Below are 22,137 nucleotides of genomic sequence, written 5' to 3'. Positions count from 1 at the left end.
GGTCGGGCACTACGTCGCCCTCACGATCGTCGGCACCGACCGGCCGAACGACATCGCGTACTTCGCCGCGAAGGCCGCGCAGGAGAAGCTGATCCGCGAGTCCGGCCTGCCGTACTCGCTCGTGCACGCCACGCAGTTCTTCGAGTTCATCGGCGGCATCGCCGAGGTCTCTGCCGGCGGCGGCGCGATCCGCCTGCCGGCGAACCTCATGCAGCCGATCGCGGCCGAAGACGTCGCCACGGCGGTCGCCCGCACCGCGGCCGGCGCGCCCCTGAACGGCGACCTCGAGATCGCCGGCCCGGAGGTCATGGGACTCGACGAGCTCGTGCGACGCGGACTCGCCTTCCGAGGAGACACCCGCCAGGTCGTGACCGACCCCGAGGCGCCGTACTTCGGCGCCCGCATGCAGGAGCGCACGCTCATGCCGATCGACGGTGTGCAGGTGTTCGCGACAACCCTGGACGAGTGGCTGCCGGCCAACCCGCCGCGCTCCTGATACCCCCGACGCGAAACGCCCCGAGCTTCTCGGGGCGTTTCGCGATTGCTGCTCAGCGATCCAGCGGATGGGTGCGCGGGCGCGGCGGCGGCGGTGGCGGGACCTGCTTCGCGGCGATGATCGCGCCGCGCGGGATGCGCTCGACACCGCGTTTGCCGTCGACCACGACGGTCGCGGCATCCGCGCTCAGCAGCTCGCCCAGCGCGTCGGTCGCCTGGCCGCTCGGGAGGATGTACCGCACGACGACCCGCCGCCCGGGTTCGGGGAGGTTCACCACGCGCCGGGGGCGTAGTCCTTGAGGAACACGCCGAAGACGTCTTCGCCGGCCTCGCCGCGCACGATGGGGTCGTAGACGCGTGCGGCGCCGTCGACCAGATCCAGCGGGGCGTGGAAGCCCTCCTCGGCGAGGCGCACCTTCGTGGGGTGCGGCCGCTCGTCGGTGATCCATCCGGTGTCGACGCTCGTCATGAGGATGCGGTCCGTCTCGAACATCTCGCGAGCACTCGTGCGGGTCAGCATGTTGACCGCCGCTTTGGCCATGTTGGTGTGGGGATGCCCGGGGCCCTTGTAGCCGCGGTTGAACACCCCCTCCATGGCGCTCACGTTGACGATGTACGTGCGCCGGGCGCTCGATGCGGCCAGCGAGGGGCGGAGCTTGGACACGAGCAGGAACGGCGCCGTCGTGTTCGCCAGCTGCACCTCGAGCATCTCCAGCGGATCGACCTCGTCGACGCGCTGCACCCACGAGTTGCTGTGGTCGAGGTCGGGGATGAGTCCGCCGGCGTCGATCGCGGTGCCGGCGGCGAGCCGCTCCAGCGAGCTGGAGCCTGCCGCCATCGCCTGCTCGGTGAGCTCGTCGGCGCGCGAAGCGGCCGCGGCGAGGATGGGGTGCGCCGTCACCGAGCGCTCGAGCGCCTGCGGGTGACGGTCGTTCGTGTGCCCGAAGGTGACGAGCTCGGGCAGCGGGCCGTTCGGCAGCGGCGCCAGCTCCGCGTCGACGAGCGGCTGGTACGCGCCGGGGGACCGACGCACCGTCTGCGTCGCGTTGTTGATCAGGATGTCGAGCGGGCCCGCGGCGGCGACGTCCTCGGCGAGCCCGATGACCTGGGCGGGATCGCGCAGGTCGATGCCGACGATCTTCAGGCGGTCGATCCACTCGGGGGCGTCGGGCAGGCTGCTGAACCGGCGCACGGCGTCGCGGGGGAACCGGGTGGTGATCGTGGTGTGGGCGCCGTCGCGCAGCAGGCGGAGTGCGATGTACATGCCGATCTTGGCGCGGCCGCCGGTGAGCAGCGCACGCTTGCCGGTCAGGTCGGTGCGCGCGTTGCGCTTGGCGTGGCTCAGGGCCGCGCAGTCGGGGCACAGCTGGTGATAGAACGCGTCGACCACCGTGTACGGCTGCTTGCAGATGTAGCAGGCGCGGGGCTTGATGAGCGTTCCCGCCGTGGGCGCGGTGGTCGAAGAGGTGATGGGGATGCCGCGCGTCTCGTCGTCGATGCGGTCGGGTGCTCCCGTGGCCGTGGCCGCGACGACCGCCTTGTCGGCGGCGGCGATCGCGTCGCGGATCTCGCGTCTGCGGTGACGCTTGACCGCCTTGAACATCTTGGCCGTGGCGCGCCGCACCGCGATGAAGTCGGGGTGGGTCTCGTCGATCCCCGCCATGCTGTCGAGCACTCGGAGTGCGACGGCGAGATCGTCCGGATCGATGCCGCTCGGCGGCAGGTCGGAGGGCGCGGGGGATTCGGGAAGCACACGTGATTCTACGCCGGGCGAGGTGGGCGCCACCTGTTAGCGTGCCAGGGTGACCACCCCGAACTCTCCTGGAACGTCCGTGCGCAGCATCCACGTCTCGGCGGCGGTGATCGTGAACCAGGCGGGCGAGCTGCTGCTGGTGCGCAAGGCGGGCACGACGGCGTTCATGCAGCCGGGCGGCAAGCCCGAGCCGGGGGAGTCGGCGGCCGAGACGCTGGCGCGCGAGCTGTTCGAAGAGCTCGGCATCCGGGTGCGGCCCGACGAGCTGGAATCCCTCGGCTCGTTCACCGCCGCCGCGGCGAACGAGCCTGGATTCCTCGTGGTCGCCGACGTGTTCGCGGCCGACATCGGCGCCCAGCAGCCCGTGGTCGCCGCCGAGATCGAAGAGCTGCGCTGGGTGGGCCGGGCCGAGGCGGAAGGCCTCGACATCGCACCGCTCGCCCGCGAGAACTTCCTGCCGGCGTGACCCCGGCGCTCGGCGGCCGTCAGGCGGCCGTGCGCGTGTGGATGTCGCTCTCGAGGCTGGTACCCCCGAGGTCGAGGTAGATCCGCCGTTCGGTCACCGACAGCGTCATCGTGCTGCGACGCTCCACGAGCGCCGCAGCGGCATCGACGAAGCCCGGGTCGAAGCTGTGCAGCAGGATCTCGTCGGCACGGTGGATACGCTTGCCGGCCCAAGGCGCCGCGACCTTCGTGGGATCGCGGTGGGTGTACACGGCCGTGCGGGCGGCCTGCATGCTGCCGGAGTGCAGGCGTGCGGCATCCGGAGCCCCCACCTCGATCCATGCGGTCAGCGCGCCGGTCAGGTCGCGCACCAGCACCGCTGGCTCGTCGGTGGCAGAGATGCCCTCGCTGAACGCGATGCCCTCCTCGTACTCGAGGCAGTACGCGAGCACGCGCGTCATCATGAACGCGTCCGTCTCGGACGGATGCCGCGCCACGCGCAGCGAAAGCTCCTCATAGACGCCGCGATCGACGTCGGCCAGCTGCACCGCGAAGGTGTGCATCGTCGCGCCGACGGCCATGGTCAGGCCTTCGGCCACTCGATGACGAGCAGGCCCTGCTTGGTGTCGGCGACCGTCACCTGGCCGTTGGCGAACAGATACGTCATGCCGTAGCCCTGATCGTCGGTGACGAGCGCGGTGTCGTGGCTCTCGGTGATGTAGACGCCGCCGGCGGGGGCATCCTCGCGCACCCACCCCTCCGCGAGGAGCTCCTCCTGCGCGGCGTCGGCCTCGGCATCGGTCATCTTCGCCCAGCCGTAGATCTGGCCGGAGTCGCCCGCGGGCTGGTCGAAGTTCGCCCACATGCAGAGGATGCCGCCGTCGATCTGCTGGCTGCCGATGTACAGCGGCGACTCCTGCGAGGTCACGCCCAGCTTCTCGTAGTCGGCGACGAGGCTGTCGGAGATGAGCGTCTTGCAGGTGGGCGTGGCCGCCGTCGTGGGCTTCGGCGCCGACGACGCCGACGGCTCGGGCGCCGATGTGGTCGGCGCCGAGGACGACGTCGGCTCGGGGGCCGCCTCGGGACCGCCGGAGCAGGCGGTCAGTGCGAGCGCGGACAGTGCCAGGGCGGCGGCGGTGCCGAGGAGGCGGGTGGCGAGCATCGAGGAATCTCCGTGGGGGATGGGAGGGAGCGGAACGAGGTCGATCAGGACTGGTGCAGCAGGCGGAGGTACGCCTCGTGCAGGACGCCGTTGGTGGCGAGGGAGGAACGCGCCGACACCGTGTCTTCGCCGTCGAACGACGTGAAGCGGCCGCCGGCCTCGGTCACGATCGGCACGAGCGCCGCGATGTCGTACTCTTTCACGTCGAATTCGGCGACGAACTCCAGGCGCCCCTCGGCGAGGAGCATGTACGGCCAGGCGTCGCCGTAGCCGCGATCGCGCCACACCGACGAGGTGAGGCGCTCCAGGGCGTCGAGCTTGCCGGCATCCCGCCACTGGCCGATGCTCTGGAAGCTCACGCTCGATGCCGCGATCGTGTCGACGCTCGACACCGCCAGGCGCTGCGGTTCGCCGTCGGGACCGTCGGTCCAGGCTCCGAGGCCGCTCGCGGCCCACCAGCGCCGGCCGATCGCCGGCTGGCTGGCGACACCCACGCGCGGAACGCCGTCGATCGACAGCGCGATGAGGGTCGTCCACATCGGGATGCCCTTGAGGTAGTTGGCCGTGCCGTCGATCGGGTCGATGATCCACTGACGGGGTGCGTCGCCCGTGACCCCGAACTCCTCGCCGAAGATCCCGTCGTCGGGTCGCTCGGCCTCCAGCAGCGCGCGGATCGCCCGCTCGGTCGCGAGATCGGCTTCGGTGACGTGCGTCGCGTCGGCCTTCAGGCTCACGTCCAGGTCGGCCGCGTCGAACCGCGACATGGATGCCGCATCCGCCGCATCGGCCAGCCTCATGGCCAGTTCGAGGTCGGCTCGGAGGTCTCCGTCGAACGGCGCATCGAACGTCGGGGCGGAGGGGCGCGAGGTCACGGGTCCAGGATACCCGCGGCGTTCCGACCTCGATTTCACGTCCAGCGAATCGTCATGTAATGTTGTCCCTCGTGTTCGGGTCATCCGAAACATGCACCTCTAGCTCAATCGGCAGAGCAACTGACTCTTAATCAGTGGGTTCTGGGTTCGAGTCCCAGGGGGTGCACCACCCGGAGAGGCGGTCCGCAAGGGCCGCCTCTCTGCATGTGGCGACAGCGACGAACGCCCCGGATCCGACTTGCGGATCCGGGGCGTTCGTCGTGTGGGGATGGTCAGGCGGCGTCGCCCACGAGCACGGCGGCGGCCTCTTCGGCGGCATCCGCCTCACGCTCGTCGATGCGGGCGAGCGCGCGCTTGCCGAACGCGATGGTCGCCGTCGCGACGAGGATGGATGCCGCGGCGAACAGGTACGGGACGGTCGGGCCGTACGCGTGCCACAGCCAGGCCGCGAGCGGCGGGGCCGCCGCGCCGCCGAGGAAGCGCACGGCGGAGTACGACGACGACGCGACCGAGCGCGGCAGGTCGGTGGCCTCCATGACCGACTCGGTCAGCACCGTGTTCATGATGCCCAGCAGCAGACCGCCGACGATGATGCACGCCACGAGCGCGGCCGGACTGTCGACGAGGATGCCGGCGAGGATGAGGTCGATCGCGAGCAGCGGCAGCGTCAGCAGCATCACGGTCGTGCGGGCGAGATACCGCAGGAGGAGCGGCGCGACCCACACGCTGGTGACGGCCAGCGCCACACCCCATCCGAAGAAGGTGAATCCGATGCCCATCGCGCCGAATCCGAGCGGGAACGGCGAGAACGCCAGCAGCACGAAGAAGCCGATGTTGTAGAACAGGGCCGCGACGGCGAGCACCGCGAGAGCGGGGATGCGCAGCGCCTTGAACGGGGCCGAGAGCGGCACCGGAACGGGCTTCTCGCTCGGACCCCGCAGCAGCGCCAGCACGGCGACGAAGGCGATCGCCATGAGTGCGACGACTCCGAAGAACGGGCCGCGCCAGCTGATCTCGCCGAGGAGTCCGCCGAGCAGCGGCCCGATCGCGATGCCGAGGCCGAGCGCGGCCTCGTAGAGCACGATGGCCGCGCCGCTGCCGCCCGAGGCGGCGCCGACGATGGTCGCGAGGGCGGTGGAGATGAACAGCGCGTTGCCGAGGCCCCAGCCGGCCCGGAAGCCGATGATGGCGTCGACGCTGCCCGACAGTGAGCACGCGAGGGCGAACACGACGATGAGACCGAGGCCGATGAGCAGCGTCGCCTTCGCACCGATGCGACTGGAGATCCAGCTCGTGATGAGCATGGCGAGGCCGGTGACGAGCAGGTAGCTGGTGAACAGCAGCTCGGTCTGCACGGGGCTCGCCTGCAGGGATTCGGCGATCGCCGGGAGGATCGGATCGACGAGGCCGATGCCCATGAAGGCGACGACACAGGCGAATGCGACCGCCCACACCTGTGCGGGCTGGCGCCAGACCGAGACCTTCGCGGAGCCGTGCGCGCTCATCGGGCGGCCTCCACGCTGGCGGCGCGGTCGAGGTTGCGGGTGAGCACTCGGGCCGTGGTGCGCAGCGCGTCCCACTCCTGCTCGGTCAGATCCTCGAAGCGCGGCGCGAGCGCCGAGGTCAGGTGCAGCAGCCAGGTGTGCAGCGCCTCCAGTCCGAGCGGGGTGGCCTCGACGACCGTGGCTCGGGAATCGGCGGCATCCGTCGTCCGCGTCAGCAGTCCCTGCTCGACCATGTTGCCCACCAGCCGGGTCATGCCGGGCTGGGTGACGCGGCTGAGTCGCGCGAGCTCTCCGATGCGCAGCGGCCCGTTGTCGCGAAGGATGGTGAGCGTCCGCCACTGGGCGGCGGGGGTGTCGTTGGCTGTCTCGAGCGCCGCGAGTCGCGTGAGCGTGTGCGCGGCGACGATGAGGGTCTCGATGTCCTGATCGTGTGTCACGTCGCACAAGCATACCAGTGATATATAACGCCGGTATGCAGTTTACGGATGCTGCCGCTCGTCGTGTCCCGATTCGATAACGCCGCGCCGCCCGACTTGACCGCGCGCATCGTTCTTTCCTAGATTGCAAATACCTGAATCGGTTCTCATGTTGAGGCTCGATGCACCAGATCCTTCCAATGGGGAAAGGCACGCACATGCGGGTTACGAAGAAGTTGCTCCTGGGCTCCGTGGTCGTCACGGCAGCACTCGCCCTGGCGGCGTGCGCGCCGTCCGCAGAGACGCCGTCCGGCGACGCGACGGACGGCGGAGGCCCGTCCGAGGTCACCGTCGGCATCGTCACGAGCGAGTCCGGCCCGCTGGCCGGATACGGCAAGCAGTACCTCGACGCCTTCAAGGCCGGGCTCGACTACGCCACCGACGGCAGCGGCGAGATCGACGGCACGAAGATCACCGTCGAGTACCGCGACGACGCGGGCGACCCCGACAAGGCCGTCACCGCGGTCAAGGAGCTCATCGGCGAGGGCGTCAACATCATCGCGGGCACCGCGTCGTCGGGTGTCGCGCTCGCCGTCGCAGAGCAGGCCGCGCAGAACAAGGTGCTCTACATCTCGGGTCCCGCCGCCGCGGACGCGATCACCGGCATCAACGAGTACACGTTCCGGTCCGGTCGCCAGAGCGCGCAGGACGTCGCGACGGCCGGCACCTTCCTCGACGACATCGAGGGCAAGAAGGTGACCGTGTTCGCGCAGGACAACGCGTTCGGCCAGGGCAACGTCGCGGCCGTGCAGGCGATCCTCGGGGGCAAGGGCGCGACCGTCGACTCGGTGCTGGTCGCCGAGGACGCCACCGAGTTCACGCCCTTCGCGCAGCAGGTGCTCGCCGGCGCCCCCGATCTCGTGTTCGTCGCGTGGGCCGGAGCCACGTCCGGCGCGATGTGGCAGGCGATGAGCCAGCAGGGCGTGATGGACGAGATTCCCGTCGTCACGGGGCTCGGCGACTCCGCGACGTTCGGCGCGTACGGTGAGGCATCCGAGAAGATCAGCTTCCTCAACCACTACTTCCCGGGCGCTCCCGACAACGACGTCAACACCGCGATGGTCAAGGCCATCGAGGACGCGGGAGGCACTCCCGACCTGTTCAGCCCCGACGGCTTCAACGCGGCCATCATGATCGTCCACGCCATCGAAGAGGGCAAGGGCGATGTCGACGCGATGGTCTCGTCGCTCGAGGGCTTCGAATTCGAGGGCCCCAAGGGTTCGATGACGGTGCGCGCGGGCGACCACGCCCTCATCCAGGACATGTACCAGGTCAAGCTCGTCGCGAAGGACGGCACCTACGTGCCTGAACTCGTCGACACCGTGGCGGCCGACGACGTCGCACCGGCCGAAGCCGAGTAGGCCGGGGCGTCACGAAGCGATGAGCACCTCAGTCCCGTCCGCGCCCGTCGCGGAGACCGCGCGCCGCGGCTCTCCGCTGAAGATCGAAGGCCTCGGCCTGCAGATCGGCGGCGCGACGATCCTCAAGGACGTCGAACTCGACGTCGCCGCCGGCTCCCTCGTGGGCGTCATCGGTCCCAACGGCGCCGGCAAGACCACGCTCTTCAACGTGATCTCAGGGCTGATGAAGCCCACGGCCGGACGCGTGCTGCTGGACGACCGCGACATCACGACGGCCTCGGTGCCCGCCAGGGCGCGGGCGGGACTGGGGCGCACCTTCCAGACCTCGAGCCTGTTCCCGAAGCTGTCCGTGCTCGAGAACGTGCGCCTGGCGGCCCAGGTGTCGCTCGGCGGCTCGGGTTCGCTGCTGCGCTTCCCGAAGCGGACGGATGCCGCCACCGAGCTCGCCCTGGCCAAGCTCGACGCCGTCAGGCTGGGGCACAAACTCGACGCGCTCGCCGGGGACATCTCGCACGGCGACAAGCGCAAGCTCGAGATCGCGGTGCTGCTGGCCACCGAGGCCAGCATCGTGCTGCTGGACGAGCCGATGGCCGGCGTCGCTTCGGGTGACGTGCCCGGTCTCGTAGAGAACATCCGCGAGATGCAGCGCGAGAAGGGGTGCACGCTCCTCATGGTCGAGCACCACATCGATGTGCTCATGGGACTCGTCGAGAAGGTCGCCGTGATGTACTTCGGCACGATCATCGCGTACGACACCCCGCAGCGGATCATGGAGAACCCGCTCGTGCAGAGCGCGTACCTCGGCACCGGAGCGGCGGGGGAGGCGGCATGAGCGCGCAGCCCATCCTCACCGTGCGGCACCTCCGCTGCACCATCGCCGGCCAGCAGGTCGTCGAGGACGTCTCGTTCGACGTGCCGGCGACCGGCATCACGGCCGTGCTCGGCCGCAACGGCGTCGGCAAGACCTCCACGCTGCGCGGCATCCTCGGACTCGTCTCGCGGCGCGGCGAGGTCCGCCTGGCCGGGGAGCGCATCGACGGGCTGCCCACGCACCGCATCGTGCGCCGCGGTGTCGGGTACGTGCCCGAGGACCGCGAGGTGTTCTCGAAGCTCACGGTGGCCGAGAACCTGGCACTCGCCGAGCGGCAGCGCGCCCCCCGACGCGAGTTCGTCGCCGAGCTCTTCCCCGATCTCGTGGCACGCCGCGACCAGGCCGCCGGCACGCTGTCAGGCGGTCAGCAGCAGATGGTGTCGGTCGCCCGCGCCCTGCTCAACGACAACCGGCTGCTGCTGGTCGACGAGCCCACCAAGGGCCTCGCGCCGAAGATCGTGACCGAGGTCGCCGACGCGCTCGAAGAGGCGTCGAAGACCGTGCCCATCCTCCTCGTCGAGCAGAACCTCGAGGTGGTCCGCCGTCTGGCCGACGACGCCGTGGTGATCGCCGGCGGTCGCGTCGCACACGTCGGCAAGGCGCGAGAGATCCTCGACGACGAAGACCTCACACGCCGTCTCCTCGGCGTCCACGTGGAGCATGCCGCATGAGCACCCTCGTCCTCACCCTCATCACCGGCGTCGGGCTCGGCGCCCTGTACTTCCTCGTCGCCAGCGGACTGAGCCTCATCTACGGGCTCATGCACGTCCTGAACTTCGCACACGGCGCGTTCCTCACCCTCAGCGCGTTCGTCGGCTGGATGGTCGCCCAGGCGCTCGGCACCGACTCGTGGGGGTCCTTCCTGCTGTCGCTGCTGGTCGGGGCCGGCGTCGGTGCGGTGTTCGCGACGCTCACCGAACTGGTGCTCATCCGCCCGCTGTACGAGCGGCACATCGAGCAGGTGCTCGTCACGGTGGGGCTCTCGTTCGCGGCGGTCGCCCTGTTCGAAGGGATCTGGGGCACCGACCCCGTGCACATCTCGGGGCCGTCGTGGCTCACGCAGACGACGGAGGTGCTGGGCGCCCGCATCCCGAACACCTACTGGGTGCTCATGATCGCGGCGGTTCTCGTGCTGGCGGCGCTCGTGCTGTTCCTGCAGAAGACGCGCTACGGCATGATCATCCGCGCCGGGGTCGAGAACCGCTCGATGGTCACGGCGCTCGGCATCGACGTGCGGCGCTCGTTCACGCTCGTCTTCGCCATCGGCGGGGCGGCAGCCGGCATCGGGGGAGTGCTCGCGATGCACTACTCGACGTTCGTCTCGGCCCACCTCGGTCAGACCCTGCTCATCTTCGCCTTCATCGTGACGGTGGTCGGCGGTCTCGGCTCGCTCACCGGCGCGGCGATCGCGTCGGTCCTCGTAGCCGTGCTGCAGCAGTTCGCGAACTTCTACCTCGGCGGCACGGGCGACTTCATCGTCGTGATCCTGCTGGCGCTCGTGCTGCTGGTGCGGCCGACCGGACTGCTCGGAAAGAGGGCATGATGCGCAAGTACGTCCCCGCCGTCGTCGGCGCTGCGCTCGTCGTCTTCATGGCGGTCCTGCCGCTGCTGAACCTCTCGCTTCCGGGCATCCTCCCCACTCCCACCTACATGCCGGGCACGCTCGCCCTGCTGTCGCTGTGCATGGTGTTCGCTGCGCTCGCGCTGTCGTACAACCTGCTCCTCGGGTCGGGAGGGATGCTGTCGTTCGGCCACGCCCTGTATTTCGGGGCCGGCGCCTACGGGCTGGGCATCGCGCTCGAGCACTTCGGCGTCCCGCTGTGGCCGGGCGTGTTCATCGCCCTCGTCGGCGGCATGGTCATCGCCCTCGCGACCGGCGCCGTCTCGATGCGGGTGTCCGGCATCCCGTTCGCCATGGTCACGCTCGCGTTCGCGCAGGCGGGTTCGGTGCTCGTGCGCCGCAACTCGCACGTCACCGGCGGTGAGGAGGGGCTGAGTCTCAACACCGAGCAGGTTCCCGACTTCCTCATCGGCGTGATCAACACGCGCAACCTGTACTGGTTCACGCTCGCGGTGCTCGTGGTCGTCTACCTCGTGACGCTGTGGGTCGACACCTCGCGCCTCGGACACCTCGCCCGCGCGACACGCGAGAACGAGCAGCGCGTCCGGGTGCTGGGGCTGTCGCCGTACCGCGTGAAGCTCATCGTGTTCGTGATCGCCGCGGGGCTCGCGAGCCTTGCCGGGGTGGCCTACATGCTGCTGCAGTCGGGCACGGTTCCGCGCTCGGTGTCGGCCGACCTCACGATCACCGTGCTCGTGATGGTCGTGCTGGGTGGCGTCGGATTCCGGTGGGGTGCCATCGTTGGCGGTGTGCTCTACACGCTGCTCGATCAGCGACTCACCGTCCTCGCCGGATCCGACGCGATCGCGGGTCTTCCGGACTGGCTGCGCGTGCCGCTGTCGGAGCCGCTGTTCCTGCTCGGCGTGCTGTTCATCGTGGTCGTGATGTTCCTGCCGGGCGGCATCGCCGGCACGATCGATGCGGCGGTGCGTCGTCGGCGTGGCGAGAAGGCCCGCGGGGCGCTCCGCCGGCTGGACGATGCGGACGACGCCGCCGAGGCGCCCGTGGAGGTGCGGGCATGACCTGGGCCGCCGACCCCGAGCTCGACGACGGGCCGCACACGATCGGCCGGTGGCTGATCGACCGCGCCGCGCGGTCGCCCGAGCGGACTGCGATCGACGACCGCGGCGTGACGACCGACTACGCCACGCTGGCAGCCCGTTCGGCGGCGCTCGCCGACGCGCTGCGCGACAGCGGCTACGGGCCCGGGGACCGGATCGCGACGGTGTCGGGCAACTCGACCGACCACGTCGTGGCGTTCTTCGCGTGCGCGCTGGCGGGCATCGCCTTCGTCCCGCTGTCGTGGCGCTTGACGCCGCGCGAGCTCGCCGACGTCCTCACCCGGTCCGATCCCGCGCTGGTGCTCGTCGAGGACGAGTACGAGGCGCTCGCGGGCGCCGCGCTGAGGATCGCCGATCGGATGCCGCCGACCGCCGTGCTCGGAACCACCGGGGTCGAGGCCGGGGTCACGCCGAGAGAGGCTCCGCGCGACGCGCCGGTGGCGCGCGGAGCGGCCGTGGGGACTGTTCCCGCCCACGCGCGGCCGAGCATCCGCCGGCCCGTCCGCGACGACGACCCGCTGCTGATCATCTTCACGTCGGGGAGCGAGGCGGCGCCGAAGGGGGTCGTCCTCACGCACGCGAACTGCTTCTGGAACAACCTCGCCCTCGCGCAGGCCCTGCCGCTGACCGCGGACGACATCGTGCTGGCGATGCTGCCGCAGTTCCACGTGGCAGCGTGGAACTGCCAGCCGCTGCTCGCCTGGTGGGTCGGGGCGACCGTCGTGCTGGAGCGGTCGTTCCAGCCCGCACGGGTGCTGCAGCTGATCGCCGATCGCCGTGTCACGGCGATGATGGGGGTGCCGACCCAGTACGCCATGCTCGCCGCCGAGCGGGACGCGGCGTCGGCCGACACCTCGTCGTTGCGGCTCGCCCTCGTGGGAGGGGCCACGATGCCGGTGGAGTTGCAGCGGACGTGGGCTCGGCGCGGTGTGCCGCTCACCCAGGGCTATGGCCTGACCGAGGCCGGGCCCAACGTGCTGCACCTGCCCGCCGCCGAGGCCGATGCCGCTCCCGGAGCCGTGGGGCGCCCGTATCCGCACGTGTCGGTGCGGATCGTCGACCCGGCGACCGGCCTCGCGCTGGAGGGCGAGGCGACGGGCGAGCTGTGGGTGCGCGGGCCCAGCGTGTTCGACGGGTACCTCGGCGACGACGCCGCGACCGCGCGCGCCAGGGTGGGCGAGTGGCTCCGCAGCGGCGACCTCGTCTCGCGCGACGCCGACGGCGTGTACCGCGTGGTCGATCGGCTGAAGGACATCTACATCTCGGGCGGCGAGAACGTCGCACCGGCCGAGGTCGAGCAGGCCCTGTGTCGGCACCCGCTCGTGGAGGCGGCGGCCGTGGTGGGCGTGCCCGACGAGGTGTGGGGCGAACGCGGGGTGGCCTTCGTCGTGCGCCGCGCCGGTGCCGCGCTGTCGGCCGACGAACTGCTCGCGCACGCCCGCCGCAACCTCGCGGCGTTCAAGGTCCCGGTGCAGGTCGAGTTCGTCGACGAGCTGCCGCGGTCGACGATCGAGAAGCTCGCGCGTTCACGACTGCGCGAACAGGCACGGGCGCTGCGCGCACGCGCCGACCGACGCGAGCGGGCCGGTGCCCGCCCGCCGAGCAAGGGGGAGCCCAGATGAGCATGTCCGACGAACTCGTCGACCACCACGAGGAGCTGGTGTCGTCCGCGACCGGCCGCCCGCTGACCAAACGCGGCGAGGCGACCCGTCGCCGCCTGCTGGAGGCGGCGGAGCTCGTGTTCGCCGAGCAGGGCTACCACGAGGCATCCATCGTCAAGATCACCGAGCGTGCGGGCATCGGGCTGGGCACGTTCTACCTCTACTTCGACAGCAAGCAGTCGATCTTCGAGGCGCTGGTGCTCGACCTCAACCGCCGCGTGCGGCACTCGATGTCGGAGGCGATGGCGGGCGCAGCCGGCCGCCTCGAGGCCGAGCGCGCGGGGTTCGCGGGCTTCTTCCGCTTCACCGCCGAGCATCCCGCTCTCTACCGGGTCGTGCGCGAGGCCGAGTTCGTGTCGCCCGAGGTGCTGCGCCTGCACTACACGCGCATCGTCGAAGGGTACGAGGCGGGGCTGCGGACCGCGCAGGCGAGCGGAGACGTCGACCGTGCCCTCGACCCCGAGACCACCGCGTGGGCGCTCATGGGCATGGGCGAGCTCATCGGCATGCGCTTCCTGCTGTGGGAGCGCGACGCCGACGGCAAGCCGCCGGCCGAGCTCGACCCGCGGGTGTTCGCGGGCATGACCCGGTTCATCGACAACGCGCTCGCACCGCGTGCTGAGGAGGAAGACCGATGACAGTGCAAGATCTCGCCGGCAGGCGCGCCCTCGTGACGGGCGGTGCGAGCGGCATCGGCCTCGCGTGCGCCCGGGAGTTCGCAGGGCGCGGGGCGCACGTCATCATCGCCGATCTCAACGCGGACGCGGCGACGGATGCCGCAGCCGCGGTCGGCGGTGAACCCTGGGTGGTCGACCTCTCCGACACCCGCGCGCTCGACGATCTGACGCTCGACGTCGACATCCTCGTCAACAACGCGGGCATCCAGCGCGTGTCGCCCATCACCGACTTCGACCCCGAGACCTTCCGCCTGCTGCTACGGCTCATGCTGGAGTCGCCGTTCCTGCTCATCCGCGCCGCGCTGCCGGCGATGTACGAGCGCGGCTGGGGCCGCATCGTCAACATCTCCAGCGCCCACGGCCTGCGCGCGAGCGCGTTCAAGTCCGCCTACGTCGCGGCCAAGCACGGCCTCGAGGGGCTGTCGAAGGTGACGGCGCTCGAAGGCGCACCGCACGGCGTGACGAGCAACTGCATCAACCCCGCGTACGTGCGCACGCCGCTCGTCGAGAAGCAGATCGCCGATCAGGCGAAGGTGCACGGCATCCCCGAGAGCGAGGTCGTCGAGAAGATCATGCTCACCGAGAGCGCTGTCAAGCGGCTCGTCGAGGCCGACGAGGTCGCCTCGCTGGCGGGCTGGCTCGTCTCGGACAAAGCGGGCATGGCCACGGGCGCGTCCTACACGATCGACGGCGGATGGACGGCGCGGTGACGGCGGGCAGGCGCGCCCACGACTATCGCGAGCTCGACGTCGCCGTCGACGGCGGGATGCTGCATGCCGGGGTATGGGAGCCGGTGGATACCGGTCCCGACGCGCCGGCCGTCCTGCTGGTGCACGGCGTCACGGCGTCGCACCTCGCATGGCCGTTCGTCGTCGAGCGGCTGCCGGGGGTGCGGCTCGTCGCCCCGGACCTGCGCGGCCGCGGCCGCAGCAACGGCATCGACGGCGCCGCGGGCATGACCGCCCACGCGGCCGACCTGGCCGCGCTCATGGATGCGCTCGGGATCGATCGCGCCGTCGTCGTCGGGCACTCGATGGGCGCCTTCGTGTCGGTCGTGTTCGCCCACCTGCACCCCGAACGGGTCTCGCGCCTCGTGCTCGTGGACGGGGGCCTGCCGCTCGACGTCCCTGCGGGGCTCGGCGCCGACGAACTGGTGGCCGGGATCCTCGGACCCACAGCCGCCCGACTGTCGATGAGGTTCGCCGGGCCGACCGAGTACCTCGACTTCTGGCGGGCGCATCCCGCGTTCGCCGACGCCTGGACGCCCGAGCTGGAGCGCTATCTCGCGTACGACCTCGTCCCGGACGGCGAGGGCGCTTTCCGTCCCGCGACGAGCTACGCGACGACCGCCGACGACACCGTCGACATGAACACCGGGACCGCCCTGCCGGACGCGCTCGCCGGGTTGCGGCATCCCACCCGCCTCCTCACGGTGCCGCGGGGCCTGCAGGACGAGCCGCCCGGACTCTACGCGCCCGCACACCTCGCGCGGCTGCTGGAGGAGTACCCCGACGTGCGCCATGAGCGCGTCGACGGCTTCAACCACTACACGATCGTGATGTCGCCCGCCGGCGCCGACGTCGTGGCGGAAGCCGTACGGGACGAGCTCGGCGCGCGGACCGTCTAGGTCCGCGCTCGGTTCGACCTCCTGATCGGGCGGCCGCTGCGCCGCGGTCGGGTCAACGCGCCGCCGCGATGCGGGTCGTCAGCTGGTGCGCGTGCGCGAGGAGGGTGCGCCCGAGCTCCGGCAGCCGGTCGGGGCCGAACCGGAACTCGACGCCCGTGAGGCTCAGCGCCCACTGCGGGTGTCCCTCTCGCGTGAACACCGCGGCGCCCAGCCCGTACGATCCCTCGACGATCAGCCCGGGGTTGACCGCGTAGCCGCGCTCCTGCGTGTCGCGCAGCCGCGTGCGCAGCCGCGCCTCGCCGTGCGCGGCGCCCCAGTCGGCGGCGAGCGACGGGTGCCGGTCGAAGTACGCGTCCACATCGTGGGGTGGGAGGAACGCCAGGATCGCGAGCCCGGCCGAGGCGACTCCGAGCGGGAAGCGCACCCCTTCCGACAGCACGAACGACCGGATCGGGAAGCTGCCCTCCTCGCGCAGCAGGCAGACGGTCTCGTCCCCGCGGCGCACCGACAGGAACGCGCTCTCTTCGGTGCGCACCGCCAGCGACCGCACGATGTCGCGGGCGATGGTGGTGATGTCATAGCGGGATGCCGCGACGGACCCCATCAGGTAGAGCTCCGGGCCCGGCATCCACCGCCCGGTCCGCTCGTCCTGGTCGACGAGGCCCTCGTGGCGGAGCGCCGTGAGCAGCCGGTGCGTCGTCGGGCGGGTGAGGTCGGCGCGGCGCGCGAGCTCGGCCACCGGCATCCCGTCGTCGCCGCCCGACGTGACGAGCCTGAGGAGCCGAGCGGCGCGCGCGACCGACTGCGCGCCAGGAACGCTGCGTTGCGAGGTGTCCACGATATGGACGCTAGGCGATGCCTGATCCACATGGCAAGCGGCGGCTCGCGCCAGCCCCGGTACGGGATGAGGATGGAGGGGATCCGCAACGAAGGAGTGGCACGTGATCGACAAGACCTGGGGCTCGGCGGCCGAGGCCGTCGCCGACATCCCCGACGGGGCATCCCTGGCGGTGGGAGGGTTCGGACTGTCGGGCAACCCCATCGCGCTCATCGAGGCGCTGCTCGCGCAGGGCACGAGCGACCTGCGCATCGTCAGCAACAACTGCGGCGTCGATGACTGGGGGCTCGGCGTGCTGCTGAACGCCAAGCGCATCAGCAAGATGACGTCGTCGTACGTGGGCGAGAACAAGGAGTTCGAGCGGCAGTTCCTGTCGGGCGAGCTGGAGCTCGAGCTGACTCCGCAGGGCACCCTCGCCGAGAAGCTCCGCGCCGGCGGCTCGGGCATCGCCGCGTTCTACACGCAGACGGGCGTCGGCACGCAGGTCGCCGAGGGCGGCCTGCCGCGCAAGTACGCGGTGGACGGCAGCATCGCCGTCGCATCGCCCGTCAAGGACGTCCGCACGTTCGATCTCGGCGGCACGCCGCGGGACTTCGTGCTCGAAGAGGCGATCGTCACCGACTTCTCACTCGTCCACGCGCTGCGGGGCGACCGCCACGGCAACCTCGTGTTCAACAAGGCCGCGCGCAACTTCAACCCGCTGGCCGCCATGGCGGGCCGCGTCTGCATCGCGCAGGTGGAGGAGCTCGTGGAGCCGGGCGAACTCGACCCCGACGGCATCCACCTCCCCGGCATCTATGTCCACCGCATCGTCGAGGTCGGCACCGGCATCGAGAAGCGCATCGAACGGCGCACCGTCGGCGGCCCCGCGACCCCGGAAGGAGCCTGACATGGCGCTCACCCGCACCGAGATGGCCGCCCGCGCGGCCCGCGAGCTCGCCGACGGCGCCTACGTCAACCTCGGCATCGGCCTGCCGACGCTCGTGCCCAACTATGTGCCCGACGGCGTCACGGTCGTGCTGCAGTCCGAGAACGGCATCCTGGGCGTCGGTCCGTACCCCACGGAAGAGAACGTCGACCCCGACCTCATCAACGCCGGCAAAGAGACGGTCACGACTCTTCCGGGTGCGGCGTTCTTCGACTCCGCGACGAGCTTCGGCATGATCCGCGGCGGCAAGATCGACGCCGCCATCCTCGGCGCTATGCAGGTGTCGGCGAACGGCGACCTCGCCAACTGGATGATCCCCGGCAAGATGGTGAAGGGCCCGGGCGGCGCGATGGACCTCGTCCACGGCGCCGCGAAGGTCATCGTGCTCATGGAGCACGTCGCGAAGGACGGGACGGCGAAGATCGTCGACGAATGCTCGCTGCCACTCACCGGCCGCGGCGTCGTCGACCGCATCATCACCGACCTCGCCGTCATCGATGTGACCGATGCCGGACTCGTGCTGGTCGAGACGGCACCCGGTGTGACCGTCGACGAGGTGATCGCCGCGACCGAACCCGAGCTGCGCGTCGCGGAAGCGCTCGCGGCGACCGTCAAGGAGGAATCATGAACCACGACGACATCGTCATCGTCGCAGCCGCCCGCACCCCGCAGGGGCGGCTCAAGGGCCAGCTCGCGCCGCTGACCGCCGTGCAGCTCGGCAGCGCCGCCATCCGTGGCGCGCTCGCCCAGGGAGGCATCCCCGCCGACGCCGTGGACGCCGTGCTGGTCGGCCAGGTGCTCGCGGCCGGGGCCGGCCAGAACCCGGCGCGCCAGGCGGCCGTGGGCGCCGGCATCCCGTGGGAGGTCCATTCCGGTTCGGTCAACAAGGTGTGCCTCTCGGGCCTGACCGCCATCATCGACGGGGCCCGCATGATCGCCGTCGGCGACGCGAGCGTCGTCGTCGCCGCCGGCATGGAGTCGATGACCCGGGCGCCGCACCTGCTGATGGGATCCCGGGACGGCTGGGCGTACGGCTCGATCGAGGTGCTCGACCACATGGCGTACGACGGGCTCACGGACGCGTACGACGCCGAGAGCATGGGCGCGTCGACCGAGCGTCACAACGAGCGCTTCGAGGTCACGCGCCAGGATCAGGATGCCGTCGCCGCGCGGTCGCACCAGCGCGCGGCGGCCGCGCAGGAGGCCGGCGTGTTCGACGCCGAGATCGTGCCGGTCGAGATCCCGCAGCGACGCGGAGAGCCTGTGGTCGTGACCAAGGACGAGGGCATCCGTCCCGAGACGACGGTCGAGACGCTCGCCGGTCTGCGCCCCGCCTTCGCCGCGGGGGGTTCGATCACCGCGGGCAACTCGTCGCAGATCTCGGACGGAGCCTCGGCGGTGGTGCTGACAAGCCGCTCCCACGCCGACGCGAACGGCTGGCCGGTGCTGGCCGTCGTCGGTGCGTCCGGCCAGGTGGCGGGCCCCGACAACTCGCTGCACGCCCAGCCCGCCCGCGCGATCGAGAAGGCGTGCGCGAAGCAGGGGATCACGCCCGCCGCCCTCGACATCGTCGAGATCAACGAGGCGTTCGGCGCCGTCGTCGCGCGCTCGCAGCGCGAACTGGGGCTCGCCGACGACGTCGTCAATCCGCACGGCGGCGGCATAGCCATCGGGCACCCGATCGGTGCATCGGGCAACCGGCTCGTCGTCCACGCGGTGCACGAACTGGTCCGCCGGGGCGGGGGCACGGCCGCGGTCGCGCTCTGCGGCGGCGGCGGTCAGGGCGACGCTCTCATCCTCACGCGCTGACCCGCGGGGAGTTCTGAAGACGCCGACGGGTCGAGGCACATGCCTCGACCCGTCGGGCTGTCGGACCTGCTTCAGTTCTCCAGGCGGCGCTTGAGCAGCTTCTTCTCATGGCCGTGCACGGGGGAGTCGCCCGCGACGAGCTGCCCGCGTGAGGCGCGGCGCACGTCGACGATCGCCCCGATCGCGAGGGCCAGCGAGATGCCCCAGCTCGCCCACGCCAGTGCGGTGCGCCACGTGAACGGCTCGTCCTCGCGCAGCCCCCGCAGCAGCGTGAGCCCTCCCGTGAACGCCGTGATGATGCCGGTGCCGAAGAGGTACTTGCGCATGCCGCCACGTTAGCGCCAAGGAGGGTCGGCGGGGCGCCCTTGACACGCGCGGGCCCGGCAGTCAAGGGACGTCGGCGGCCGTGACGCCGCTGTTACCCTGAGCGTGCCGCGTCCACGAACCGTCAGGAGTCCCGTGACAGTGCCGAAAGCCGCCGACCCGACAGAGACCGCCCCGAGCCGTCAGAGCCGAGCGTCCGCACCGGAGAGCGCCTCGGAGACCGATCGCCGCGCGGACCTCGTCGTCGTGGCCAACAGGCTTCCGGTCGACAAGGTCACCGAGCCGGACGGCGACACGGAGTGGCGGCGCTCACCGGGCGGCCTCGTGACGGCGCTCGAGCCCGTCATGCGGCGAGCCGACGGCGCGTGGGTGGGCTGGCCCGGCCGCGCCGACCTGGAGGTCGAGCCGTTCGAGTTCGAGGGCACGCACCTCGTGCCCGTCGCGCTCAGCGCGGAGGAGGTCGAGCTCTACTACGAGGGCATGTCGAACGACACCTTCTGGCCCCTCTACCACGACGTCATCGCGGCGCCTCGCTACCGGCGCGTCTGGTGGGACGCCTATGTGAAGGTCAACCGGCGCTTCGCCGAGGCGGCGGCCTCGGTCGCCGCCGAGGGCGCGACGGTCTGGGTGCAGGACTACCAGCTGCAGCTCGTCCCGGCGATGCTGCGCGAGGCGCGTCCCGACCTGACGATCGGGTATTTCCACCACATTCCCTTCCCGGCATACGGCCTGTACTCGCAGCTCCCGTGGCGGCGCCAGGTCCTCGAAGGTCTGCTCGGCGCCGACGTCATCGGCTTCCAGCGGGTGGCGGATGCCGGCAACTTCGCGCGCGCCGTCAGACGCCAGCTGCGCTACCAGACGAAGGCGACCGGCATCACCGTGCCCCTTCCCGACGGCACCACGCGCAACGCGCTGGCGAAGGCGTTCCCGATCTCGATCGACGCCTCGTCCTACATCGAGCTGGCCCAGCGCCCCGACATCAAGGCGCGGGCGGCGGAGATCCGAGAGAGCCTCGGCAACCCGAAGAAGATCCTCCTCGGGGTCGACCGTCTCGACTACACGAAGGGCATCCGCCACCGTCTCAAGGCGTTCGGCGAGCTGCTGGAGGACGGCCGCATCGACGTCGAGGACGTCACCCTCGTGCAGGTCGCGAGCCCGAGCCGCGAGCGCGTCGAGGCGTACATGCAGTTGCGCGACGAGATCGAGCTGACCGTCGGGCGCATCAACGGCGACCACGACACCATGGGCCACACCGCCATCCGGTACCTCCATCAGGCCTACCCGCGGGAGGAGATGGTGGCGCTGTTCCTCGCCGCGGACGTCATGCTCGTCACAGCGCTGCGGGACGGCATGAACCTCGTGGCGAAGGAGTACGTCGCCACCCGGATCGACAACCGCGGCGTGCTCGTGCTGAGCGAGTTCGCCGGCGCCGCCGACGAGCTGCCCAGCGCGATCCGCATCAACCCCCACGACATCGGCGGCATGAAGGAGGCGATCATGCGCGCCATCGAGATGCCGGCCGCCGAGCAGGGGCGCCGCATGCGGGCACTGCGCAAGCGGGTGCTGGAGCACGATGTCGACCGGTGGTCGAAGTCGTTCCTCGACGCCCTCGAAGACGCCCGCAAGAGCAAGCGGGCCGACGCGTGAGCGGCGTCGACGAGCCGGCGGTCCACGCGATCGAGCGGCTCGCGGCATCCCCGCGCCTGCTCGTCGCGCTCGACTTCGACGGCACGCTGTCGCCGCTGGAGGACGAGCCCATGGACGCGCGGATGCTGCCTGCCGCGCGCGTGGCCGTCGAGGCCCTCGTGGAGGCGCCGGAGACCGTCGTCGCGTTCGTGTCGGGGCGCAGCCTCGTCGACCTGCGCGTGATCGCCGAGCACGGCGACGACTCACGCGTCCTGCTCGCGGGATCGCACGGGGCGGAGTTCTGGATCCCCGGCGAAGGCCTCGTGACCCACGGCGAGGACGAGGACGACGTCCGGCTGCGGGACACGCTGCGGGCGCACGCCGAGCGCGCCACCGCGCATCTCGACGGCGTCTGGATCGAGCCCAAGACCTTCGGCTTCGGCGTGCACACGCGCAGAGCCGACCCCGCGGATGCCGCCGAGGCGAACCGACTCGTCGACGCGATCATCGCCGAAGAGGCGCCGCACTGGCGCCGGCGCACCGGCCACAACATCGTCGAGTTCGCGTTCCGGCACGAGGGCAAGGACTCCGCCGTCGCCGAGCTGCGCGAGCGGGTCGCCGCGACAGCCGTGCTGTTCGCCGGCGACGACGTCACCGACGAGGACGCCATCGCGAGCCTGGGCCCGGACGACCTCGGCGTGCGCGTCGGGCAGGGACCCTCTGCGGCGGCCGTGCGCGTTCCCGACATCGCCGCGCTGGCAGCTCTCCTGAGCCGTCTGGCGCAGGAACGCACGCGCGCCCTGGGCTGAGTCGTCATGCCGACCGACCGGGTGTCGGAGCGGGAATAGACTGCAACAATGGCCCGGCCCGATTCACCCGCAGCTGATAACTCCATCGACATCAAGCCCCGCAGCCGCGTCGTCACCGACGGCATCGAAGCGACGACATCCCGCGGAATGCTCCGCGCCGTCGGAATGGGCGACGAGGACTGGGACAAGCCCCAGATCGGCATCGCGTCGAGCTGGA

The 22,137-nt window shown here is 71.0% G+C and carries 25 protein-coding genes and 1 tRNA gene; 17 read left to right on the top strand and 9 right to left on the bottom strand.

Annotated features, from left to right (window positions below; genetic code table 11):
* Positions 1 to 496 (top strand): SDR family oxidoreductase (locus ACTHNQ_RS19285; RefSeq protein ID WP_440335550.1); only part of this gene is annotated, 496 nt, incomplete at its 5' end.
* Positions 497 to 548: 52 nt separating this feature from the next.
* Here ACTHNQ_RS19285 and ACTHNQ_RS19280 read toward each other — a convergent pair.
* Positions 549 to 773, bottom strand: a complete 225-nt coding sequence (locus ACTHNQ_RS19280; protein ID WP_440335549.1) for a putative acetyltransferase — start codon at positions 771 to 773, stop codon at positions 549 to 551.
* Positions 767 to 2,248 (bottom strand): SDR family NAD(P)-dependent oxidoreductase, encoded by a 1,482-nt coding sequence (locus tag ACTHNQ_RS19275; protein WP_440335548.1) that lies wholly within the window; start codon positions 2,246 to 2,248, stop codon positions 767 to 769. The genes ACTHNQ_RS19280 and ACTHNQ_RS19275 overlap by 7 nt, the downstream gene beginning before the upstream one ends.
* Before the next feature lie 49 nt (positions 2,249 to 2,297).
* Between ACTHNQ_RS19275 and ACTHNQ_RS19270 the strand changes: the two genes are divergently transcribed.
* Positions 2,298 to 2,714, top strand: coding sequence for an NUDIX hydrolase (locus tag ACTHNQ_RS19270; protein WP_040569954.1), 417 nt, complete (start codon positions 2,298 to 2,300; stop codon positions 2,712 to 2,714).
* A 19-nt stretch (positions 2,715 to 2,733) separates the two neighbouring features.
* Here ACTHNQ_RS19270 and ACTHNQ_RS19265 read toward each other — a convergent pair whose 3' ends face one another.
* From ACTHNQ_RS19265 to ACTHNQ_RS19255, 3 genes are read right to left on the bottom strand one after another with little or no spacing between them, the layout of a single operon-like run.
* Entirely contained in the window at positions 2,734 to 3,273 is a 540-nt protein-coding gene (locus ACTHNQ_RS19265; protein ID WP_026305483.1) for a YaeQ family protein, read from the bottom strand.
* A gap of 2 nt (positions 3,274 to 3,275) precedes the next feature.
* Entirely contained in the window at positions 3,276 to 3,854 is a 579-nt protein-coding gene (locus ACTHNQ_RS19260; RefSeq protein WP_440335547.1) for a hypothetical protein, read from the bottom strand.
* A gap of 44 nt (positions 3,855 to 3,898) precedes the next feature.
* A complete protein-coding gene (locus tag ACTHNQ_RS19255) occupies positions 3,899 to 4,726 on the bottom strand; it encodes an inositol monophosphatase family protein (protein WP_440335546.1) in 828 nt (275 codons plus the stop codon).
* Between the two features lie 93 nt (positions 4,727 to 4,819).
* Between ACTHNQ_RS19255 and ACTHNQ_RS19250 the strand changes: the two genes are divergently transcribed.
* A tRNA-Lys gene (locus ACTHNQ_RS19250) sits at positions 4,820 to 4,895 on the top strand.
* A gap of 103 nt (positions 4,896 to 4,998) precedes the next feature.
* Here ACTHNQ_RS19250 and ACTHNQ_RS19245 read toward each other — a convergent pair.
* On the bottom strand, positions 4,999 to 6,231 hold the full coding sequence (locus ACTHNQ_RS19245) for an MFS transporter (RefSeq protein WP_440335545.1): 1,233 nt from the start codon (positions 6,229 to 6,231) through the stop codon (positions 4,999 to 5,001).
* Positions 6,228 to 6,668 carry a MarR family winged helix-turn-helix transcriptional regulator gene (locus ACTHNQ_RS19240; RefSeq protein WP_440335544.1) on the bottom strand — a complete coding sequence of 147 codons (441 nt, stop codon included), beginning with the start codon at positions 6,666 to 6,668 and terminating at the stop codon, positions 6,228 to 6,230. Before ACTHNQ_RS19240 ends, ACTHNQ_RS19245 begins: the two co-directional genes overlap by 4 nt.
* Before the next feature lie 197 nt (positions 6,669 to 6,865).
* Between ACTHNQ_RS19240 and ACTHNQ_RS19235 the strand changes: the two genes are divergently transcribed.
* From ACTHNQ_RS19235 to ACTHNQ_RS19195, 9 genes are read left to right on the top strand one after another with little or no spacing between them, the layout of a single operon-like run.
* Positions 6,866 to 8,068 (top strand): substrate-binding domain-containing protein, encoded by a 1,203-nt coding sequence (locus tag ACTHNQ_RS19235; RefSeq protein ID WP_440335543.1) that lies wholly within the window; start codon positions 6,866 to 6,868, stop codon positions 8,066 to 8,068.
* Positions 8,069 to 8,087: 19 nt separating this feature from the next.
* Positions 8,088 to 8,900, top strand: a complete 813-nt coding sequence (locus tag ACTHNQ_RS19230; protein WP_440335542.1) for an ABC transporter ATP-binding protein — start codon at positions 8,088 to 8,090, stop codon at positions 8,898 to 8,900.
* On the top strand, positions 8,897 to 9,610 hold the full coding sequence (locus ACTHNQ_RS19225) for a branched-chain amino acid ABC transporter ATP-binding protein (RefSeq protein ID WP_018171179.1): 714 nt from the start codon (positions 8,897 to 8,899) through the stop codon (positions 9,608 to 9,610). The genes ACTHNQ_RS19230 and ACTHNQ_RS19225 overlap by 4 nt, the downstream gene beginning before the upstream one ends.
* A complete protein-coding gene (locus ACTHNQ_RS19220; RefSeq protein WP_018171178.1) occupies positions 9,607 to 10,482 on the top strand; it encodes a branched-chain amino acid ABC transporter permease in 876 nt (291 codons plus the stop codon). Before ACTHNQ_RS19225 ends, ACTHNQ_RS19220 begins: the two co-directional genes overlap by 4 nt.
* Positions 10,479 to 11,582, top strand: a complete 1,104-nt coding sequence (locus ACTHNQ_RS19215) for a branched-chain amino acid ABC transporter permease (protein ID WP_440335541.1) — start codon at positions 10,479 to 10,481, stop codon at positions 11,580 to 11,582. The genes ACTHNQ_RS19220 and ACTHNQ_RS19215 overlap by 4 nt, the downstream gene beginning before the upstream one ends.
* On the top strand, positions 11,579 to 13,243 hold the full coding sequence (locus ACTHNQ_RS19210; RefSeq protein ID WP_440335540.1) for a class I adenylate-forming enzyme family protein: 1,665 nt from the start codon (positions 11,579 to 11,581) through the stop codon (positions 13,241 to 13,243). Before ACTHNQ_RS19215 ends, ACTHNQ_RS19210 begins: the two co-directional genes overlap by 4 nt.
* Positions 13,240 to 13,920, top strand: a complete 681-nt coding sequence (locus ACTHNQ_RS19205) for a TetR/AcrR family transcriptional regulator (RefSeq protein ID WP_440335539.1) — start codon at positions 13,240 to 13,242, stop codon at positions 13,918 to 13,920. The genes ACTHNQ_RS19210 and ACTHNQ_RS19205 overlap by 4 nt, the downstream gene beginning before the upstream one ends.
* Positions 13,917 to 14,669, top strand: a complete 753-nt coding sequence (locus ACTHNQ_RS19200) for a 3-hydroxybutyrate dehydrogenase (RefSeq protein ID WP_440335538.1) — start codon at positions 13,917 to 13,919, stop codon at positions 14,667 to 14,669. The genes ACTHNQ_RS19205 and ACTHNQ_RS19200 overlap by 4 nt, the downstream gene beginning before the upstream one ends.
* Complete coding sequence (locus ACTHNQ_RS19195) at positions 14,654 to 15,586, top strand: alpha/beta fold hydrolase (protein ID WP_440335537.1); 933 nt, start codon at positions 14,654 to 14,656, stop codon at positions 15,584 to 15,586. Before ACTHNQ_RS19200 ends, ACTHNQ_RS19195 begins: the two co-directional genes overlap by 16 nt.
* A gap of 52 nt (positions 15,587 to 15,638) precedes the next feature.
* Here the strand turns inward: ACTHNQ_RS19195 and ACTHNQ_RS19190 are convergent, their stop codons facing one another.
* Positions 15,639 to 16,424, bottom strand: coding sequence for an IclR family transcriptional regulator (locus tag ACTHNQ_RS19190; protein ID WP_440335536.1), 786 nt, complete (start codon positions 16,422 to 16,424; stop codon positions 15,639 to 15,641).
* A gap of 103 nt (positions 16,425 to 16,527) precedes the next feature.
* Between ACTHNQ_RS19190 and ACTHNQ_RS19185 the strand changes: the two genes are divergently transcribed.
* The 3 genes from ACTHNQ_RS19185 to ACTHNQ_RS19175 are packed head-to-tail and all read left to right on the top strand — an operon-like array spanning position 16,528 to position 19,161.
* Positions 16,528 to 17,313, top strand: coding sequence for a CoA transferase subunit A (locus ACTHNQ_RS19185; protein WP_440335535.1), 786 nt, complete (start codon positions 16,528 to 16,530; stop codon positions 17,311 to 17,313).
* A gap of 1 nt (position 17,314) precedes the next feature.
* Positions 17,315 to 17,980 carry a CoA transferase subunit B gene (locus ACTHNQ_RS19180; protein WP_018171170.1) on the top strand — a complete coding sequence of 222 codons (666 nt, stop codon included), beginning with the start codon at positions 17,315 to 17,317 and terminating at the stop codon, positions 17,978 to 17,980.
* Positions 17,977 to 19,161, top strand: a complete 1,185-nt coding sequence (locus ACTHNQ_RS19175) for an acetyl-CoA C-acetyltransferase (protein ID WP_440335534.1) — start codon at positions 17,977 to 17,979, stop codon at positions 19,159 to 19,161. The genes ACTHNQ_RS19180 and ACTHNQ_RS19175 overlap by 4 nt, the downstream gene beginning before the upstream one ends.
* Before the next feature lie 71 nt (positions 19,162 to 19,232).
* Here ACTHNQ_RS19175 and ACTHNQ_RS19170 read toward each other — a convergent pair whose 3' ends face one another.
* Positions 19,233 to 19,487 carry a hypothetical protein gene (locus ACTHNQ_RS19170; RefSeq protein ID WP_440335533.1) on the bottom strand — a complete coding sequence of 85 codons (255 nt, stop codon included), beginning with the start codon at positions 19,485 to 19,487 and terminating at the stop codon, positions 19,233 to 19,235.
* A gap of 133 nt (positions 19,488 to 19,620) precedes the next feature.
* Here ACTHNQ_RS19170 and ACTHNQ_RS19165 point away from each other — a divergent pair, with 133 nt between their 5' ends.
* Both ACTHNQ_RS19165 and otsB read left to right on the top strand, forming a co-directional pair.
* Complete coding sequence (locus tag ACTHNQ_RS19165) at positions 19,621 to 21,132, top strand: alpha,alpha-trehalose-phosphate synthase (UDP-forming) (RefSeq protein ID WP_440335532.1); 1,512 nt, start codon at positions 19,621 to 19,623, stop codon at positions 21,130 to 21,132.
* Positions 21,129 to 21,920, top strand: coding sequence for a trehalose-phosphatase (gene otsB / locus ACTHNQ_RS19160; protein ID WP_440335531.1), 792 nt, complete (start codon positions 21,129 to 21,131; stop codon positions 21,918 to 21,920). Before ACTHNQ_RS19165 ends, otsB begins: the two co-directional genes overlap by 4 nt.
* Positions 21,921 to 22,137: the final 217 nt, after the last annotated feature.

The sequence above is a fragment of the Microbacterium sp. genome (assembly GCF_051953575.1).
GTDB lineage: Bacteria > Actinomycetota > Actinomycetes > Actinomycetales > Microbacteriaceae > Microbacterium.
Note: the sequence above shows the minus strand (reverse complement) of the source record. Positions and strands in the feature narration are given on the sequence as shown.

Bases quoted from the DNA above. Each gene is read 5' to 3' on its own strand.
- ACTHNQ_RS19215 (WP_440335541.1), top strand. From the start codon at position 10,479: ATGATGCGCAAGTACGTCCCCGCCGTCGTCGGCGCTGCGCTCGTCGTC.
- ACTHNQ_RS19175 (WP_440335534.1), top strand. From the start codon at position 17,977: ATGAACCACGACGACATCGTCATCGTCGCAGCCGCCCGCACCCCGCAG.
- ACTHNQ_RS19180 (WP_018171170.1), top strand. From the start codon at position 17,315: ATGGCGCTCACCCGCACCGAGATGGCCGCCCGCGCGGCCCGCGAGCTC.
- ACTHNQ_RS19235 (WP_440335543.1), top strand. From the start codon at position 6,866: ATGCGGGTTACGAAGAAGTTGCTCCTGGGCTCCGTGGTCGTCACGGCA.
- ACTHNQ_RS19260 (WP_440335547.1), bottom strand. From the start codon at position 3,854: ATGCTCGCCACCCGCCTCCTCGGCACCGCCGCCGCCCTGGCACTGTCC.
- ACTHNQ_RS19225 (WP_018171179.1), top strand. From the start codon at position 8,897: ATGAGCGCGCAGCCCATCCTCACCGTGCGGCACCTCCGCTGCACCATC.
- ACTHNQ_RS19265 (WP_026305483.1), bottom strand. From the start codon at position 3,273: ATGGCCGTCGGCGCGACGATGCACACCTTCGCGGTGCAGCTGGCCGAC.
- ACTHNQ_RS19230 (WP_440335542.1), top strand. From the start codon at position 8,088: ATGAGCACCTCAGTCCCGTCCGCGCCCGTCGCGGAGACCGCGCGCCGC.
- ACTHNQ_RS19170 (WP_440335533.1), bottom strand. From the start codon at position 19,487: ATGCGCAAGTACCTCTTCGGCACCGGCATCATCACGGCGTTCACGGGA.
- ACTHNQ_RS19245 (WP_440335545.1), bottom strand. From the start codon at position 6,231: ATGAGCGCGCACGGCTCCGCGAAGGTCTCGGTCTGGCGCCAGCCCGCA.
- ACTHNQ_RS19220 (WP_018171178.1), top strand. From the start codon at position 9,607: ATGAGCACCCTCGTCCTCACCCTCATCACCGGCGTCGGGCTCGGCGCC.
- ACTHNQ_RS19195 (WP_440335537.1), top strand. From the start codon at position 14,654: ATGGACGGCGCGGTGACGGCGGGCAGGCGCGCCCACGACTATCGCGAG.
- ACTHNQ_RS19210 (WP_440335540.1), top strand. From the start codon at position 11,579: ATGACCTGGGCCGCCGACCCCGAGCTCGACGACGGGCCGCACACGATC.
- ACTHNQ_RS19200 (WP_440335538.1), top strand. From the start codon at position 13,917: ATGACAGTGCAAGATCTCGCCGGCAGGCGCGCCCTCGTGACGGGCGGT.
- ACTHNQ_RS19205 (WP_440335539.1), top strand. From the start codon at position 13,240: ATGAGCATGTCCGACGAACTCGTCGACCACCACGAGGAGCTGGTGTCG.